Here is a 17,081-nt window from a genome sequence, read left to right as displayed (position 1 = left end):
CCGGGAGTCCGAATTTGACGAAGTGTTGGCAGATGATTTCGATATTCGAGGAATAAGCTCATACCGTTCGTGTCGTCTGACGAAACCGGGCGATGTTTTTCCATCAGAAGAAGCGTGTGCGAACGCTCCACGACGCGTCGTGCCCGCCTTCTGCAACCATCAGACGAGGTTGGCCGATGTTGAAAGTACGCAAGGCGGTATTCCCAGTCGCGGGCCTCGGCACGCGATTCCTTCCGGCGACGAAAGCAAGCCCGAAGGAGATGCTGCCGGTCGTGGACAAACCGTTGATCCAGTACGCGGTCGAAGAGGCGATGGCCGCGGGCATCACCGAAATGATCTTCGTCACGGGACGAAGCAAGCGCGCAATCGAAGATCACTTCGACAAATCATACGAAATCGAATCCGAGCTCGAGGCGCGCGGCAAGGAGAAGCTGCTCGAGCTCGTGCGCAGCATTAAGCCGAGCCATGTGGACTGCTTCTATGTGCGTCAGGCCGAGGCGCTCGGTCTCGGGCATGCCGTGCTGTGCGCGGAAAAGCTCGTCGGCAACGAGCCGTTCGCGGTGATCCTCGCCGACGATCTGCTCGACGGCGAGCCGCCCGTGCTCTCGCAAATGGTCAGTGTGTTCGATCATTACCATTCGTCGGTGATCGGCGTGGAGGAGATCGAACGCAAGGACTCGCGCTCGTATGGCGTGATCGAGGGCAAGCCGTGGGACGACGGTCTCTTCAAGCTCTCGCGCGTGGTCGAGAAGCCCGAGCCCGCGTTCGCGCCATCGAACTTCGGCGTGGTCGGGCGTTACGTGCTGATGCCGCGCGTGTTCGACTTGCTGCGTGAGCAGAAGCCCGGCGCGGGCGGCGAAATTCAGCTGACCGATGCGATCGGCGCATTGCTCGATCAGGAACAGGTGGTTGCGTACCGTTATCGCGGCCAGCGCTTCGATTGCGGCAGCAAGCTCGGCTATCTCAAGGCGACGGTGGAGTTCGCGCTGCGTCATCCGGAAGTGCGCGACGATTTCGAGCGCTATCTGCGCACGCAGTTCGCCGTGAAGGAAGAGCCGATCATCGAAGCCCTGGCATCCGACGCAATCGATGCGGACGACGTGGACGAATCCACGACGGCCGACGCATAAGCTTTCTTGGCGGGAAGGGCGGGCGGCGCGCAGCGATGCGCGCCGTTTGCCTTTCCGGCGCGCGCTTTTATCGGGGATCAGCGGAAGTAGGCCTTGGTGTTCTCGTGCACGTCGTCGCGCGCGAGCAGTTCGTCGGAAAGCAGCCACAGATATTCGCTGTGCTGATCGAAGCGGCCGATCGGCACGGTGCCGCTCAACGTCATCGTGTACGCGAGCACGACGTAGTGCGTGCCGATGCCCTCCGCGCCCGCGAAGTTGTCGTCGTAGTGATGTTCGTAGACGCCGAAGAACCGTGACGCCGAACGTTCCGCGCTCGCGACGCCGAGCTCGTTCTTGACGATGCGCCTGAATGCGGCGTCGAGCGTTTCGTTCTTGCCGATGCGCCCGCCCGGCACGAACCACGTGCCTTGGGCCGGCCGGTTGCGCCTGTGGCCGACCAGGATGCGCCGCTTTCCGTCGGTGACGATGAGGTCGATCGACACCAGCGGCGTGAGCCGCACGACCGTCAGAAAGTCCGCTTTGCTCAGCATCTTCGCTCCGTGATGACGCACCACATCAAACGATGATTCGTGCGTCGGCGCCTGACCGTGCGCACGCGCACGCGCCGGCGCGCTTCGTCGGATCGATGCGAGATGCGGCGTCCCGTGTTTCGAACTTGAACGCATTCGGGCGGCCGGCCCGGCGATGGCTTGCCGAATTTCACGAGTGAAACATGCCGGTGCGTGTCAAAGTCGCCCATCGCGCCGCGGCAAGGGCGGCAAACTTGACCGGTCCCGATGCCGCGCCGCCATCGGAAAACTTCCGTGCGGCAATCCGCGAACGTGCACGCCGATTTAAGCCCTTTCCGCCGAACATTGCGAAACCTAATTTCGGGGCTTCGGAAAATGGCGACAAAGCGTGCGCCGCCGCAAAAACCCCAATACGCCGAGCGCCGCGTTCGCCGCGCAAGTCCCCGACACATGCAGCTTCGGGCCCCGAATGCGTGTTGCGCAGCGCAGCATCTAAAGTCATATGAAAGCGCCTGGTCCCGGCATTGAATAAATGATTAATTGCCGCGCGGAAAATCGTCCGTGGAATAAAAATCCGATTAAGCGAAAACCGAAGTTAATTAACGGGACATCGAATTCCGTCGATTAATCGGCTTTGTAAATATCGATTACATGGAGTTTGAAAATGTAACGACAGCACCAAAATTTTCCGATTTCCGGGATGCACGCTGTGGATGCAGCCCGATGCGGTGTTTCACAAATGAATCAATTTATTTGTTCTGATGAAGCAGCGAGGCGGGCGCGGGATCCTTGCCGGGCCACGCCCCGAGGCCCCTTGATGGTCCGGCTGTCCGATCCGGCAGGCCCGCATCCGGCGCGCGCTAGCGCCAGGCGCGCGGCTTTGTATGACAAATGTATTTTCGTTTTCGATTTCCGAAAAACCGCTTTACGGAATTTGGGGAGGGATATCAATGTGCGCTCACCCTCACAGCGGAACAGATTTTGTGGTTTAAGCGCGAAAATCTAGAGCACAAAAAAGATTGTCTGCTTATTATTCAAGCCAGCGGATCGAATCCGCCATCACTTCGTTCCAATCGGTCACGGCAACCCGGCGAAGTTCGGGAAAGTCACTTGATGCGCCGCAATGGCCGACAAACTCTTCCGCGCCTTCCAGGAAACAAGCAGCAGAGGATGACCATGCCTTACGCCAATCTAGAACCCGCTGTCACGGGTTGGATGCCCCCCGCGACGAGAGCCTCGCAAACCGAGGTCCGACAAATCGCGATCCTGCTTTTCGACGGCTTTTCCCTGCTCGGCGCGGGGATCGTCGCGGAGGTCTTCCACATGGCGAACGAGTTGTCGTCGGCGAAGTCCCGCGCGGACTGCACCTACGACGTGCGCTTTCTGTCCGTCGAGGGCGGCAATGTCGCGTGCTCGTCGTCGGTGCGCGTGTGGACCGATGGGCTCGACGCGCGCCATTACGGCGGCTTCGATGCGCTCTTCGTCGCGGGCGGCCGCGGCGCCGACGATGCCGCGAAGGACGATCGCATCGTCGAGTGGCTGCGCCGCGTGCAGTCGAAGACCACGGTCGTTCGTGCCATCTCCGAAGGCCGCAAGGTGCTGGACGCCGCGGGCATCGGCCAGGCGCAGGAAGCGCAGCGCTACGGCAGCGCGATGATTCATCTCGTGCGCGAGGAGCAGCAGGGCGATGCGGGCGACCGTTACGAATCGATGAAGGGCGCGCTCCTCATCGTGAAGCGCGATCTGGGCATCGACGTGTCGCGCAGCGTGGCCGAGCGGCTGATGCCCGGTTCCGCCGCGAAGCTCGTGTCGATTCTCGGCGACAGCGGCGCGGCCTCCGCGGGCGACAAGATCCGCGCTGCGGCACGCTGGTTGCAGGACAACTGTGAGCGGCCGATTTCGGTCGTCGATGCGGCGCAGGTGGCCGCGATGAGCGAGCGCAACTTTTTGCGCCGCTTCAAGATCGAGATGGGCATCACGCCGTCCGATTACCTGTTGCAGGCGCGTCTCGCGGTGACGTGCGCGCTCCTGACGGATTCGGAGCTGCCGGTCGACAAGATCGCGCGCCGAAGCGGCATGGGCAACGGCGACAGGCTCGCCAAGATTTTCCGCAAGCGTCTTCTGATCTCGCCGACGGAATACCGGATGCAGAGCAGGCGCGAGGCGAACGGCTGATCCGCGAAGTGTGAGGCGGGTCGCTGAAGCACCAACGATGGCGTAAAGCGTCGGACATTTGGCCGGACCTGAACGGTGCGGCACTTAATCATTCTCGGGCGGCATGGGCCGTTCGTATGAACATGCAGGCAGGAGTTTTCTTTATGACGAATGAAGCACGCACGAAAGGTGGGGTGGCACAGGGAGCAGCAGGCGTGGAGGCGGGCCCGGCCGTGGCGGCCGGGCCTTGCCGACGCCTCGTCCCCGTCATCCTCGCCGGCGGCTCGGGCACGCGCCTGTGGCCGATGTCGCGTGAACAATTCCCTAAGCAACTGATCGGCGTCGTCGGGCGTGACTCGTTGCTGCAGGCCACGGTCTCGCGCCTGAAAGGCTTCTCGGGCGACTTCAAGGTGGACGGCGAGCCGATCATCGTGTGCGGCGAGGAGCATCGCTTCACCACCGAGGAGCAGACGCGCGAATCCGGCGTGAATGCGCGCATCATCGTCGAGCCCGCGCGCCGCGACACCGCACCCGCGCTCACGCTCGCGGCGCTCGCCGCGGTGAAGGACGGCGAGGACGCGATCATGGTCGCGATGCCCGCGGATCACTCCATCGCCGATATTCCCGCGCTGCATCGCGCAATCGCGATTGCGGCGGAGCACGCGGAGCGCGGCGTGATCGCGACGCTCGGTATTCCGCCGACGCGCCCCGACACCGGGTTCGGATACATCCGCTTGGGCGCGGCGCTCGACGACGGCGCGCACAGCATCGACCGCTTCGTGGAGAAGCCTGCGGCCGAACTCGCCGCGCAATACGTCGCGGCCGGCACGTACTGGTGGAACAGCGGCATCTTCGTCGTGCGCGCGAGCGTGTGGCTCGCGGCGCTGAAGCAGCTCAACGCCGACATGCATGCCGCGTGTTCGGCCGCCGCGAAGGAAGGTCAGGACGACGGCAAGTTCTTTCGTCCGCAGGCGGCGCAATTCGGCCGCGCGCCGTCCGATTCCATCGACTATGCGGTCATGGAGCATATCGGCACGCCGAGCAAGCCATGCGACGGCGTGGTCGTGCCGCTCGTCGCGGGCTGGTCCGATCTCGGCTCGTGGGACGCCGTATGGGACGCGATGGACAAGGACGAGTCCGGCAACGTCGCGAGCGGGCGCGTGGTGTTCGAAGGCGCGACCTCGAGCTATGCGCGCTCCGAAGGCGGGCGGCTCGTCGCGTGCGTGGGCACGACCAACGTGATCGTCGTGGAGACGGACGACGCCGTGCTGGTCGCGGACCGTTCGCGCGTCCAGGACATCAAGGGGCTCGTTGCGCGCATCCGCGAGCAGCATGCACCCGAAGCGGACACGCATCGCAAGGTGCGCCGCCCGTGGGGCTTCTACGATTCGATCGAGCACGGCGAGCGTTTCCAGGTGAAGCGCATCGTGGTGTCGCCGGGCTCGAAGCTGTCGCTGCAGATGCATCACCATCGCGCGGAGCACTGGGTCGTCGTGTGCGGCACGGCGCTCGTCACGCGCGGCGAGGAGCAGTTCCTTTTGAGCGAGAACGAATCGACGTTCATTCCGCTCGGCGTGCGGCATCGCCTGGAGAACCCGGGCAAGGTGCCGCTCGAGATCATCGAGGTGCAGTCGGGCAGCTATCTCGGCGAAGACGACATCGTGCGCTTCGACGACACGTATGGACGCAACTGATGTTCGCAGGACCACGGCACGACGCGTAAAAACAGAAGAAACTTCTTTGCAGCGCGGCTTTTAATCGCAAAAGACGGGTTCACGCGAGGGAGGAGACCAAAGAGGCGGTACAGGGCTGATTGCGTTCCGGGGAAATGACATGCGCGATTTACAAGGATTGCTCGCGCGCCTGTTCGACGTCTTGATGATCGTCGGCGGCGCTGCGGTGGCATCGCAAATCAGGTTCGAGTACATCGAGGCTCATAGCTACTCGATGGCGTTTGTCGCGTTCGCGGCGGCGTTCTCGCTCGCACTCTTTCCGGGCTTCGGCGTCTATCAGTCATGGCGTGGCCGCAGCAAGCTCCAGCTCGCCTGTCAGGTCTCGCTCGGCTGGCTCGTCGTGCAGGGCTGCGCGCTCGCGCTGATGTTCTCGCTGCATCGGCTCGATTACGTCTCGCGCCTCTGGTTCGCCTACTGGACCGCGATGTCCGGCGGCCTCATGATCGCCGGCCGTCTCATCACGCACGTGATCCTCGCGCGCATGCGCAACGCGGGCATGAACCTGCATGAGGTGGCGGTGGTCGGCTGCGGCAGACATTGCGACTCGATCCTGCGCAAGATCGAACGCTCGCAGGACACGGGTTTTCGCGTCAACGCCGTATTCGATGCGGCCCCCGGCAAGGCGCGCCTGAACACGCGCGTGCCGGTCTTCGATAACTTCGACACCTTCATCGATTTCGTGCGCACGCGCAACGTGCACGAAGTATGGCTCGCGCTGCCGCTTTCCGAGGAGCGCACGATCCTGCGTTTCGTGAACGAATTCCGCAACGATCTCGTCAACGTGCGTTTCATTCCCGATGTGCGCAGCCTCGCGCTCTTCGAAAGCGGCGTCACGGACCTGCTCGGCCAGCCCGCGATCAATCTCGTCGCGTCGCCGATGTCGCAGTCCGCGCAGTTGCAGAAGGAAATCTTCGACCGCGTGTTCGCGCTCGGCGCGATCATCGCCGTCTCGCCGCTCTTGATCAGCATCGCCCTCGCGATCAAGCTGACGTCGCGCGGGCCCGTGCTCTTCAAGCAACGCCGCAAGGGCGCGGACGGCCGCGTCTTCACCATCTACAAGTTCCGTTCGATGCGCATGCACACGGAACAGGCCGGAGTGCTCCGCCAGGCCACGCGCAACGATCCGCGCGTGACCCGTATCGGGGCGTTCCTGCGCCGTACCAGCCTCGATGAGCTGCCGCAGTTCTTCAACGTTCTGCGCGGCGACATGTCGGTCGTGGGCCCGCGTCCACACGCTCTCGAACATGACGACCTGTATCAGAAGGTCGTATCGGGGTACATCCATCGTTACCGGATCAAGCCAGGCATCACCGGCTGGGCCCAGGTCAACGGTTTTCGTGGGGAAACTGATCGGATCGAAAAGATGGAAGGACGCGTCGCTCACGATTTGTACTACCTGGGTAACTGGTCGTTCGGGCTCGATATGAGAATCATCGCCGCAACGATCTTCAAGGGACTACGCCACACCAACGCTTACTGATGCAGGGGACGACCATCATGCACAACCAACAACAACCGGGCACCACCTCCATGGCCGCCAATACCAACGTGTCGCGCATCTTCCGCCTCACGAGCCTGGCTGCGGCAGCTTCCTTTTCCGTGATCCTCACGGGTTGCGGGCTCGCGCCGGGCATGCGCATGGAGACGCCGGCGCAGCTCGTCGAGACGTCGAATGACCAGGGCGATCCGGCGACCACGACCAACATTCCGATCACGACGATCGATGCCGCGCTCGTAAAGAAGATGCGCACCGCGCAGCCGTCTGCCACGAACGATCCGAACGCGGTGCTCTACGGCAAGCCGGGGCCGTACAAGCTCGGCGTCGGCGACGTGCTGCAGATCACGGTGTGGGATCACCCCGAGCTCGTCGCCGCGCTCGGCCAGCCGCCGAACCAGACGCGCACGTCGGATGCGGCGCCGGGCTTCGTCGTCGATGCGGACGGCAATCTGCAGTTCCCGTACGTGAACAGGTCGCTGCATGTGGCGGGCAAGACCGAGACGCAGGTTCAGCGCGAGCTGTACAACGAGCTCTCGAAGGTGTTCGTTAAGCCGCAGGTGACGGTGCGTGTCGCGTCTTTCCGCGCGTCGCAGGTGTATATCGACGGCGACGTGCGCACGCCGGGCTCGCAGCAGATCAACGACATTCCGATGACGCTCACCGAGGCGATCGGCCGCGCGGGCGGTTTCGCGCCGACGGCCGACCAGAGCCGCGTCACGCTGATCCGCGATGGCGTCACGTACAAGATCAACATGGCCGGCATGACCGCGAAGGGCCACAGCCCGTCGGACATCATGCTCAAGCCGGGCGATGCGCTGCGTGTCGATGCGCGCGACGAGAACGGCGTCTACGTGATGGGCGAAGTGACGCGTCCGGCCACGGTCATTCCGATGCGAAGCGGCAGGCTCTCGCTCTCGGACGCGATCTCGCAGGCGGGCAGCTTCAACGCCGAGACGTCCGATCCGAAGCAGCTCTACGTGATCCGCAACGGCCAGACCGACAACCCGGAGGTGTATCACCTGGATGCGCGCTCGCCGGTATCGATGCTGCTCGCGAACAACTTCGAGCTGCAGCCGCATGACGTCGTCTATGTGGACAACAACGGGCTCGTCCGCTTCTCGCGCGTGTTGAACCTGCTGCTGCCGGCGATCAACGCGGGTCTGACGGCCGCGGTGCTGACGAAGTAATAGCAGGCGTCTGACCGGCGCGCACGGGGGCGCGCCGGAAAATTGTTCGACTTCAAAAAAGACAAGCGAGCGATACCATGGCGATGAACTTCGATAGTCGATACACGGACGTATCGACAGGCGACGAATTGCGGTTGTCCGACTATCTCGCGGCCGTGATGGGCAACTGGAAACTCGTGACGGTCGTCATGCTCGCCGTGGTCGCGCTCGGAACCGCCTATGCATTCATCGCGACGCCGACCTACAAGGCGGACGCGATGATCCAGGTGGAAGAGGCCAGCAACAACACCAACGCGAACGCCGGCGCCAAGGCGGCGCAGGCCGTCCCGCAGATGCCGGAAGCGAAGTCCCTCACCGCCGCGCAAATCGAGTTGCTGCGCTCGCGCCTCGTCATCGACGATACGGTGCGGCGCCTGCATCTCGACATCGGCGCGTCGCCGCGTTCGTTTCCTGTCGTCGGCGGGCTGGTGGGCAGCGTGTTCTCCATGCTCAACAAGCCGGTGCCGCCGGGCTATCTGTCGCGCTTCGCATGGGGCGGCGAGCAGATCGAGGTGCCGCTCTTCGAGACGCCGAAGGATTTCTTCGACAAGAAGTTCACGCTCGTCGCGGGCGAAAACGGCACCTACGCGCTGAACGCCCCGGACGGCGTCGCGATCCTCACGGGCCACGTCGGCCGGGAGGCGTCCGGCACGACCGTGCAAGGCCCGGTGACGCTGAAGGTGGACAAGCTCGTCGGCCATCCCGGCGTGCAGTTCGAACTGCAGCGCTTTTCGACGCCCACCACGATCGACCGTCTGCAACAGCGGCTGACCGTGGCGGAGACCGCATTGCAGTCGGGCATCATCGGCGTATCGCTGGAAGGTAGTAATCCGAAGCAGGTTGCGGAGATCGTCAATAACATCGCGAACCGTTACGTGCAGCAGGATGCCGCGAGGCGCACCGCCGAAACGGAGCATACGCTCGCGTTTCTGGAGCAACAGTTGCCGGTCGCGAAGAAGCAGCTCGACGAAGCCGAGCAGCGCTACAGCGCGTTTCGCAACAAGCAGGGCTCGGTGGATCTCAACGAGGAAAGCCGGCTGCTCCTGCAGCAGATCGTCGACAACAAGACGAAGCTCACCGATCTCCAGCAGCAGCGCGCGGAACTCGGGTTGCGCTTCACGGCGAATCACCCTTCGGTGCAGGCGCTCGATGCGCAGATCGCCGCGCTCACCAACGCGCAGACGCGCCTCGGCAAGAGCGTGTCGACGCTGCCGGATACCGAGCAGACCGCGCTGCGCTACATGCGCGACGTGCGCGTCAACACCGATCTCTACACGAACCTCCTGAGCAGCACGCAGCAGTTGCGCATCGCGAAGGCGGGGCAGGTGGGCAACGTGCGCATCGTCGATCTCGCGCAGGTCTCCGACGATCCCGTGCGCCCGAAGCGCGCGCTCGTGATCCTGATTTCGGCGGGCATCGGTCTCGTGCTCGGCGTTATCGTCGCGTTCATCCGCAAGTCGCTCTATGGCGGCGTGGAGCGTCCGGAAGAGATCGAACGGCAACTGGGCACGCGCGTGTTCGCGATCGTGCCGCGCAGCACGCAGCAGCTTCGCCTGCAGCGCCAGGTCGGCCTGCGCCGCGGAGGGTTGCACGTGCTCGCCGCGCAGGCGCCCGAAGATGCGGCGGTCGAGGGCATCCGCACGCTGCGCACGTCGCTGCAACTGCAGCTCGGCGATGCCCGCAACAACGTCGTGATGCTCACGGGCTCGCGCCCTGAAGCGGGTAAGTCGTTTCTTTCGGCGAACCTCGCGACGCTCGTCGCCTCGACGAGAAAGCGCGTGCTCCTGATCGACGGCGACATGCGCCGCGGCGACATCCACTCGCATTTCGGCGTGCGCCATTCGCCCGGCCTTTCCGACGTGCTGATGGGCGCCGACCCGATGAGCACGATCCTGCATGACGTGCTGCCCGGCGTCGATCTCATTCCCAAAGGCTCGCTGCCTTCGCATCCCGCGGAGCTGCTCGCGAGCGACCGGCTGGGCGAAATTCTCGGCGAGCTCAGGCAGCTCTACGATGTCGTCGTCATCGATACGCCGCCGGTGCTCGCGGTGACCGATGCGACGGTGATCGGCAGGCACGCGGGCACGAGCCTGCTCGTCGTGCGGCACGGCAAGAATCAGGTGCAGGAGATCGGTGAAACGATGAAGCGCCTGTATCACGGCGGCGTGCACATGAAAGGCGTGCTGCTCACGGATGTTCCGCAATCGAAGGTGTTGATGGGAAGCACCTACGCCGGTTACTACGGCTACGAAAGCATCGCGGAGTGAGGTATCGCGGGGTCGAAGCCGGGGCGCGTCCCCGGCTTTTTCATTGTCGGCGAGTTCAATACGGCGACTTATAGATATCGCGCGCGCGCGCCGCGTTCGACACCGGCGGCTTCAGGCCCGGCGGCGCCGGATAGAGCGTCGCGGCCGCGCTTCGCGGCATCATCATGGACTTCGCGTCCGCCTTGCGTGCGCCCGGACGCAGCCGCGCGCCTCCCGCGGGATTCCCCACATAGCCGTTCTGTTGCGCCAGCAACGCGTCCGTCGACGACAGGCCGTCGGCCAGATCCGTTTGCGCGTGCGCGGTGGCCGATGCGGCGAGCGCGCACGGCGCGAGAACGGTCATCGCGAGCGACAGGAGCGCCGTGCGCAGATCGTGTTTCATGGATTCCTCCGGGCGTGTCGGTCAGTCATCGGGTTGGGGAAAGCGGCGCCTTCGAATCGCTCCGCCTGCGAGCCGCGCATGAAAACAGGATATTGCGCACCCGAGCGGGCCGACGCCAAAAGTCAGGCGGATGCTGCCATTCATGCCGGCGGGTACGCCATGAAGCGGCGTTTCCCGCGAGGCGAAAGCGGGCGTCGTTATAATCGCCGTCCGACCTGATTTTTAGGCTGTCCGCCCGTGAAAAAGCTCATCGCTCTCGCAGTCGCATCGATCGTCCTCACCGCGTGTTCGTCCGCCGAAAAGGAGCAGCAAAAGGAACGCACGTTCCTGCTCTCGCAGCAATCGCTCGACACAGCGCAACGCAACGCGACCGTTGCGTGCCGCGACGCCGCGCAATGCGACGCGGCCTGGAAGCTCACGAAAACTTACGTCGAGCAGAACTCGAAGGAACGCCTGACGCGCGCCGACGACGCCGCGATCGAAACGGACGTGCCTTCGGGTTCCGGCAAGCCGGTGTTCTCGGCGACGCGCGTCGCTAACGGCAGCGGCGCGACCATTTCGCTCTTCGCGCAATGCAAGGGCATGTACGGCGACGAGCGCGCGCGAGGCTCCGATTTCGACGACTGCGCGACGAAGATCATCGCCGTGCAGAACGGTTTCGCGCCGTATCTGCGGTCACATTTGCCTGCGCAGTAAACGACGCGGCCAGTCCGGATCAGACGTAAGGCGCGAGCGAACCGGGTTCTGGCGGCTCGCGGCGTTCCTGCCCTTGCGCGAGACCGGACGCGTGCGACATGTCCGCCGGCAGGATCTCCGACAGCGGCGCGTCGTGCGGGCGCATCTCGGGCGGCGCGCCGTAGAACGGATAACGATGCTGCGGCTTGCGCCCGGCGGCTTCGGCGTCGCGCATGTGCATCGCGTACGAAATGCGCGCATACGACGCGACCACCAGGCCGAGCGCGACACCGAACACGAGCCCGGAGAAGCGGTTGCCGAGCGGATTGCCGCCGATGGTCGTCGCGGGCAGCGCCGCGAGCACGAAGAGCGCGCGCCCGAGCACCGGGAGATGAAGCGTGTTGGCCGCGCGGAGCCGCCACGCGCGATACGCCATCGAGGCGCGCCAGAGCGCCCACAGGATCGCGATCGGCATCGCGAGACCGAACAGCACGCCGCCCGCGAACAGTTGATACACCCAGAAATCGCGGCCGGCGCCCCATAGCCTGACCGCGGAGAAATCCGTGCTGCTGATCTGGCCGGCGAGATCGGGCAGATACGAAGGCGAATAGCGATAGTCGTGTCCGTAGCCCTTGCCGATGGCGATGGACAACGGCGATGACACCGTCTGATCGTACTGATCCTTCATCTGCGCAAGACGCGTGACCGTGGCCGGGTCGCTGCCGGACGGTATGTCCTTCACGAATGACAGCCGCTCTATCAAGTGCTCGGCGACCGCGGGGAAGAGCGCGGCCGATGCGGCTGTCATCGCGCCGAGCAGCGTCAGAATCATGAATGCGCGCAGGCCCGCGCCGAAGAGCGGCTTGATCGACGGCGCGGCGAGCCATGCCGCGTACACGAACAAAACCACGGTGCCGGCGAGCAGCGTGCGCGTCCCGTCGAATAGCTCGATGACGATGGTCGCGAGAAAGAGCAGCACGGCAGAGCCGGCGATTCGCTTCGCGAAGACGATTTCGTGAAGCAGCAGTCCTTGCAGGCACAGGAATGTGACCGGCACGTTTCTCAGGCCCGCGTTTTCGAATCCGCCGCCCATCGCGATGCCGATGCCCAGGCTGAACACGAGCGATGCGATCATCGACCCGTACATCGCGCGCTCGATCTGCTCCAGCCGTTGCGGATCCCACGGACGGCAGCCGACGAAGAAGCCGAGCAGCATCAGCAGAAACGGCAGGATCACGCGTGTGTAGTTGCCCGGGTCGTTGCCTTGCAGCAGATGCGTGGCGACGCTGCCGAGCATCGTGAGCAGAAAGAGCGACGTGACGAACGCACGCGTGCGCGAGCGGCGCGCGAAACGCGGCGCGATCAGGAGGATCGCGCAGGCCGCGCCCATCGAGGTCACGGTGAGCAGAATCTCAATGACCTTGCTGGCCGTCTCCGCGCCCTTGAAATCGAAGGCGAGCGGAAGCAGGCAGAGCCAGATCCAGACGACGGCGAATTTGTTGCGCATGACGCCCCCGGATACCCCGTATTTTTTCGGCGAATATATCAGCGGCTCCGAGTGCGTGCTTTTGCTGCGGCGGCTCGCGACTAGCCTTCGGCGCGAATGGACGGATGCGATTGTGGGCTGCGCCACGCTTCGCGCGGAGGGCTTCGTCGTTGCGTTGCGGCGAGGCGCGCGCGTTGGCGCCATGTCCGCAAAGCACGGGATTCTGGCGGGCCGCGGCGGTTGAATCGACCGAAGATTGCATGGCCGGAACCCGCAATCCGGCGTGAGACCAACCAATATGCGCGATGCGCGTGCGCGCGCCGATACGAGGTATCCCGCTGTCTTTGGGAAAGCAGGCCCACGAGGACGCCCGGCTCTGGCCGTGCGAGCCACACGAGAGAACGAACGACCCTCGCAGAAGGGAAACGGCATGGGCTTGTTCGGCGCGACACGCATGCAAGGCCCCGATCGATCGATCACGTCGATTTCATCCGGGGACTCGCGATCATCGCCGAGGTGAGCGGTTGTCTCGCTCGGGGTTCTTTCTTGTCGCCGCGTCGCTCGATGCTGGCGTGCGCGTGATTTTTCGCGTATCGAATAGGTGCTTGCCGCAAGGCATGTCGCGTCGTTTCTTCGCTAACCCCACGCTTTTTCCTTCGACTTCGCATTAGCCATTCGGACGAGGTGCATGGAGACGCCACGTGCCCTTGGACCGGTTCTTTCGGTATGCGGCTGTTCTACAGCACGTACAAGGCCGATCCCGCCACGAGCGGCCTGCTTGTCACACCCATCATCGTGATTGCGGCGCTGGTCGCGGTGCCCTTGCTCGCGCTCATCCGCTTCGTGTTCCGCGAGAGCAGCCGCATCGAAGACGACAAAAACGACCTGACGATATGGCAATTGCTCATCAAGGAACTGTCCGACGTGCTCAAGACCTATCTCGGCAGGAGCAAGGCCGCCGCATAATAACGGGCGATCCACCTCGCAGCCCAACCCGAAAGGAGACTTCTGTGTCCGACATGCTCAGCATCTCAACGCCCGACGGTAATTTCGACGCGTACGTCGCCTATCCCGCGCAGACGCCCGCGCCCGCCGTGGTCGTCATCCAGGAGATATTCGGCATCAACGCCGACATGCGCGAAACGTGCGACGAGTATGCGCGCCAGGGCTACGTCGCGCTGTGCCCCGACCTGTTCTGGCGGCTCGAGCCGAACGTCGAGCTCACCGACAAGACCGAAGCCGAATGGCAGCAGGCGATGAAGTACTACACCGCGTTCGACCTGAACACGGGCGTCGAGGATATTGCGGCGACCATCGGCTTCGCGCGCGGTCTGTCACAGGTGAAGGGCAAGATCGGCTCGGTCGGCTTCTGTCTGGGCGGGTTGCTGTCCTTTCTGACGGCCGCGCGCACCGATGTCGATGCATCGGTTTCCTACTACGGCGGCGGCACCGACCAGCATCTCGCCGAACTGCCGAAGATCAAGGTGCCGCTCATGCTGCACCTCGCGGAAGAAGACGAATTCATTCCCGCCGACGCGCGTAATCGCGTGCTCGCGGCGGTGCAGGGGCACGCGAATGTGGAGGCGTTCACGTATCCCGGCTGCCATCACGCGTTCGCGCGCAACAACGGCGTGCATTACGACGCGGCCGCCGCGCAACTCGCCAACGGCCGCACCGCCGAGTTCTTCAGGAAGCACCTGACGTAACGTGCAAACGAAAACGCCGCCCGGTAGAGGGCGGCGTTTGCATCATTCGAGCCGAATCACTTCTTCACCGTGTGCGGCCGGCGAAAGACCAGCCAGCGCGGCGCCTTGAAGCGCACGATGCTCATGTAGAGCCACACGTAAGTCGCCGCGAACACGACGACGAAGCAGAACAGATGCAGGGTGTGCCGCCAGAAGAGCGTCGCGGGAATCACCGCGATCAGGCACAGCAGCCACAGATACGGCGACGTGAGCGAATTGCGCCGCGTCAGTTCGTGCGCGTTCTTCGCGCCCACGGCCCAGCGCATCAGGCGCTTGTAGACGAGCATATGCAGATGCACGCCGTCCGGAATGCCGGGCGAGATGCCGCGAATGAATTTCTTCCGATAGATCGAAAAGCACGTCTCGAAGATCGGATACATGAAGAGCAGCACGGGATACCACGCGGAGACGTCGCGGTTGCGCATCACGAGCAGGATCGACAGCTCGCCCAGCATGAAGCCGACGAAGTACGCGCCGCCGTCGCCGAGAAAGATCAGCCCGGCGGGGAAGTTCCAGATGAAGAAGCCCATCACCGCGCCCATCATGATGAGCGAGCCCGACAGCACGACCGGATCGTGCACCTGGAACGCCACGTAGGCGAGCGAGGCGAACATCATGAAGCTGACCATCGAGGCCAGGCCGTTGAAGCCGTCGATAATATTCACCGCGTTCGCCAGCGCCGCGACGGCGAGCACCGTCACCGCGCACGAAATGACCGCGTAGGACAGCAGGAAATCGAGCGGCGGCACGCTGATGCGCGTGACCGCGATATTGAGGAACGCGTAGGCGAGACCCGCGGCTGCCATCGTGCAGATGAGGCGCGCGAGCGGCGAGACGCGCTTGGTCAGGTCTTCGATGAGCCCGGAGAGAAACGCCGGCAGCCCGCACGCGACGATGCCGAGAATCCCGCCCGACACGGCCGGATAGCCCCATCGCAACTGCACGGCCGATGCGGTCAGCCCGCAAATGATGCCGACGCCGCCGATGCGCGGGACGGGCCGCGCGTGAAATTTCTGCACGCCGGCGAGATCGGTGTCGCCGAGCACGCCTTCCTGCAGGTGTGCGAAGCGCACGATCAACAAGGTCATGAGCAGCGAGACCAGAAAAGCAAGCGCGAAACTAAGCATGAAATAGAACCGGTTGAGAGAAGCCGCCCCGCATCGCGCTCATGCCGAAGCAAATGCCGGCGCGGGGCGCAGCGAGACTTTACGCGAATCCCTGCGGATTCTGCGACTGCCAGCGCCAGTGATCCGCGCACATGCGTTCGATGCCATGCTCCGCGCGCCAGCCGATCAGTTCCGCGGCGGCGGCCGGATCGGCGTAGCAGGCGGCGACGTCGCCGGGGCGGCGCGGCACCAGCTCATACGGCACGTTCTTGCCCGACGCGGCTTCGAAGGCCTTCACGACATCGAGCACGCTGTAGCCTTGCCCTGTGCCGAGATTCACGACGAAGCTGCGGTCGAGCGTCTTCAGCGCGTCGATGGCCGCGATATGCCCGCGCGCCAGATCCACGACGTGAATGTAATCGCGCACGCCGGTGCCGTCGTGCGTATCGTAATCGCTGCCGAACACGCGCAGGCGCTCCAGCTTGCCGACGGCCACCTGTGCGACGTACGGCATCAGATTGTTCGGAATGCCCGCCGGATCTTCGCCGATCAGACCGCTCTCGTGCGCGCCGACAGGATTGAAATAGCGCAGCGTCGCGATGCGCCACGAAGGATCGGAGACTTCGAGATCGCGCAGAATCTGCTCGGCGATGAGCTTCGACTGGCCGTAAGGGTTGGTCGCCGAGAGCGGGAACGATTCGTCGATCGGCACGCTCTTCGGCACGCCGTACACCGTCGCGGACGAGCTGAAGACGAAGTTGCGCACGTTGCGCTCTTTCATCACCTTGAGCACGGCGAGCAGGCTGCCGATATTGTTGCTGTAGTACTCGACCGGCTTCGCGACCGATTCGCCCACGGCTTTCAGCGCCGCGAAGTGGATCGCGCCGGTGATATCGTGCGCGTCGAAGATGCGGTTGAGCGCGGCTTCGTCGCGCGCGTCGGCTTCATACAGCGACACGCGCTTGCCGGTGATGCGCTCGACGCGGTTCATCGACTCCGCGCGGCTGTTGACCAGATTGTCGATGACCACGACGCCGTAGCCCGCATCGAGCAATTCGACGCACGTGTGCGAACCGATGAAGCCCGCTCCGCCCGTCACGAGAATCGTGCCTTTCGTCGCCTGAACCTGCGACTGTGTGCCATTCGTCATGTGCTCTCCCAGTGAATCGA

15 protein-coding genes are annotated in these 17,081 nt (G+C 63.9%); 9 read left to right on the top strand and 6 right to left on the bottom strand.

What is annotated here, in order from left to right; translation table 11 throughout:
• Positions 1–176: 176 nt before the first annotated feature.
• Positions 177–1,130: a UTP--glucose-1-phosphate uridylyltransferase GalU gene (galU, locus tag AC1Z32_RS24600; protein WP_483481367.1), complete on the top strand. Its 954-nt coding sequence runs from the start codon at positions 177–179 to the stop codon at positions 1,128–1,130.
• 77 nt (positions 1,131–1,207) lie between these two features.
• Here galU and AC1Z32_RS24595 read toward each other — a convergent pair whose 3' ends face one another.
• A complete protein-coding gene (locus tag AC1Z32_RS24595) occupies positions 1,208–1,660 on the bottom strand; it encodes a GDP-mannose mannosyl hydrolase (protein WP_483481366.1) in 453 nt (150 codons plus the stop codon).
• Between the two features lie 169 nt (positions 1,661–1,829).
• Positions 1,830–2,141 (bottom strand): hypothetical protein, encoded by a 312-nt coding sequence (locus tag AC1Z32_RS24590; protein ID WP_483481365.1) that lies wholly within the window; start codon positions 2,139–2,141, stop codon positions 1,830–1,832.
• Between the two features lie 674 nt (positions 2,142–2,815).
• Between AC1Z32_RS24590 and AC1Z32_RS24585 the strand changes: the two genes are divergently transcribed.
• The 5 genes from AC1Z32_RS24585 (at position 2,816) to AC1Z32_RS24565 (ending at position 10,517) form a co-directional block, all read left to right on the top strand.
• Positions 2,816–3,814: a GlxA family transcriptional regulator gene (locus AC1Z32_RS24585; RefSeq protein ID WP_483481364.1), complete on the top strand. Its 999-nt coding sequence runs from the start codon at positions 2,816–2,818 to the stop codon at positions 3,812–3,814.
• A 143-nt stretch (positions 3,815–3,957) separates the two neighbouring features.
• Complete coding sequence (locus tag AC1Z32_RS24580) at positions 3,958–5,487, top strand: mannose-1-phosphate guanylyltransferase/mannose-6-phosphate isomerase (protein ID WP_483481363.1); 1,530 nt, start codon at positions 3,958–3,960, stop codon at positions 5,485–5,487.
• A 139-nt stretch (positions 5,488–5,626) separates the two neighbouring features.
• On the top strand, positions 5,627–7,006 hold the full coding sequence (locus AC1Z32_RS24575) for an undecaprenyl-phosphate glucose phosphotransferase (RefSeq protein WP_483481362.1): 1,380 nt from the start codon (positions 5,627–5,629) through the stop codon (positions 7,004–7,006).
• Between the two features lie 50 nt (positions 7,007–7,056).
• Positions 7,057–8,211, top strand: coding sequence for a polysaccharide biosynthesis/export family protein (locus tag AC1Z32_RS24570; RefSeq protein ID WP_062609936.1), 1,155 nt, complete (start codon positions 7,057–7,059; stop codon positions 8,209–8,211).
• Between the two features lie 77 nt (positions 8,212–8,288).
• Positions 8,289–10,517 carry a polysaccharide biosynthesis tyrosine autokinase gene (locus AC1Z32_RS24565; RefSeq protein WP_483481361.1) on the top strand — a complete coding sequence of 743 codons (2,229 nt, stop codon included), beginning with the start codon at positions 8,289–8,291 and terminating at the stop codon, positions 10,515–10,517.
• 55 nt (positions 10,518–10,572) lie between these two features.
• Here AC1Z32_RS24565 and AC1Z32_RS24560 read toward each other — a convergent pair whose 3' ends face one another.
• Positions 10,573–10,899, bottom strand: coding sequence for a hypothetical protein (locus AC1Z32_RS24560; protein WP_483481360.1), 327 nt, complete (start codon positions 10,897–10,899; stop codon positions 10,573–10,575).
• Between the two features lie 237 nt (positions 10,900–11,136).
• On the opposite strand from AC1Z32_RS24560, the gene AC1Z32_RS24555 reads away from it, so the two are divergent.
• Entirely contained in the window at positions 11,137–11,595 is a 459-nt protein-coding gene (locus AC1Z32_RS24555; protein WP_483481359.1) for a hypothetical protein, read from the top strand.
• A 19-nt stretch (positions 11,596–11,614) separates the two neighbouring features.
• On the opposite strand, the gene AC1Z32_RS24550 is transcribed toward AC1Z32_RS24555, so the two are convergent.
• Positions 11,615–13,081: a hypothetical protein gene (locus AC1Z32_RS24550; protein ID WP_483481358.1), complete on the bottom strand. Its 1,467-nt coding sequence runs from the start codon at positions 13,079–13,081 to the stop codon at positions 11,615–11,617.
• A 705-nt stretch (positions 13,082–13,786) separates the two neighbouring features.
• Here AC1Z32_RS24550 and AC1Z32_RS24545 point away from each other — a divergent pair.
• On the top strand, positions 13,787–14,026 hold the full coding sequence (locus tag AC1Z32_RS24545) for a hypothetical protein (RefSeq protein ID WP_483481357.1): 240 nt from the start codon (positions 13,787–13,789) through the stop codon (positions 14,024–14,026).
• Between the two features lie 44 nt (positions 14,027–14,070).
• The gene (locus tag AC1Z32_RS24540; RefSeq protein WP_483481356.1) at positions 14,071–14,766 is read left to right on the top strand and encodes a dienelactone hydrolase family protein; all 696 of its coding nucleotides are present in this window, start codon (positions 14,071–14,073) and stop codon (positions 14,764–14,766) included.
• Between the two features lie 56 nt (positions 14,767–14,822).
• On the opposite strand, the gene AC1Z32_RS24535 is transcribed toward AC1Z32_RS24540, so the two are convergent.
• A complete protein-coding gene (locus AC1Z32_RS24535; protein WP_483481355.1) occupies positions 14,823–15,932 on the bottom strand; it encodes an MraY family glycosyltransferase in 1,110 nt (369 codons plus the stop codon).
• A gap of 79 nt (positions 15,933–16,011) precedes the next feature.
• Entirely contained in the window at positions 16,012–17,061 is a 1,050-nt protein-coding gene (galE, locus tag AC1Z32_RS24530; RefSeq protein ID WP_483481353.1) for a UDP-glucose 4-epimerase GalE, read from the bottom strand.
• Between the last annotated feature and the right edge of the window lie 20 nt (positions 17,062–17,081).

It is taken from the genome of Caballeronia sp. 11_S32, assembly GCF_056930355.1.
Note: the sequence above shows the minus strand (reverse complement) of the source record. Positions and strands in the feature narration are given on the sequence as shown.

Excerpts from the sequence above, each read along its gene's own strand:
- galU (WP_483481367.1), top strand. The coding sequence starts at position 177 with ATGTTGAAAGTACGCAAGGCGGTATTCCCAGTCGCGGGCCTCGGCACG.
- AC1Z32_RS24595 (WP_483481366.1), bottom strand. The coding sequence starts at position 1,660 with ATGCTGAGCAAAGCGGACTTTCTGACGGTCGTGCGGCTCACGCCGCTG.
- AC1Z32_RS24590 (WP_483481365.1), bottom strand. The coding sequence starts at position 2,141 with ATGACTTTAGATGCTGCGCTGCGCAACACGCATTCGGGGCCCGAAGCT.
- AC1Z32_RS24585 (WP_483481364.1), top strand. The coding sequence starts at position 2,816 with ATGCCTTACGCCAATCTAGAACCCGCTGTCACGGGTTGGATGCCCCCC.
- AC1Z32_RS24580 (WP_483481363.1), top strand. The coding sequence starts at position 3,958 with ATGACGAATGAAGCACGCACGAAAGGTGGGGTGGCACAGGGAGCAGCA.
- AC1Z32_RS24575 (WP_483481362.1), top strand. The coding sequence starts at position 5,627 with ATGCGCGATTTACAAGGATTGCTCGCGCGCCTGTTCGACGTCTTGATG.
- AC1Z32_RS24570 (WP_062609936.1), top strand. The coding sequence starts at position 7,057 with ATGGCCGCCAATACCAACGTGTCGCGCATCTTCCGCCTCACGAGCCTG.
- AC1Z32_RS24565 (WP_483481361.1), top strand. The coding sequence starts at position 8,289 with ATGGCGATGAACTTCGATAGTCGATACACGGACGTATCGACAGGCGAC.
- AC1Z32_RS24560 (WP_483481360.1), bottom strand. The coding sequence starts at position 10,899 with ATGAAACACGATCTGCGCACGGCGCTCCTGTCGCTCGCGATGACCGTT.
- AC1Z32_RS24550 (WP_483481358.1), bottom strand. The coding sequence starts at position 13,081 with ATGCGCAACAAATTCGCCGTCGTCTGGATCTGGCTCTGCCTGCTTCCG.
- AC1Z32_RS24545 (WP_483481357.1), top strand. The coding sequence starts at position 13,787 with ATGCGGCTGTTCTACAGCACGTACAAGGCCGATCCCGCCACGAGCGGC.
- AC1Z32_RS24535 (WP_483481355.1), bottom strand. The coding sequence starts at position 15,932 with ATGCTTAGTTTCGCGCTTGCTTTTCTGGTCTCGCTGCTCATGACCTTG.
- galE (WP_483481353.1), bottom strand. The coding sequence starts at position 17,061 with ATGACGAATGGCACACAGTCGCAGGTTCAGGCGACGAAAGGCACGATT.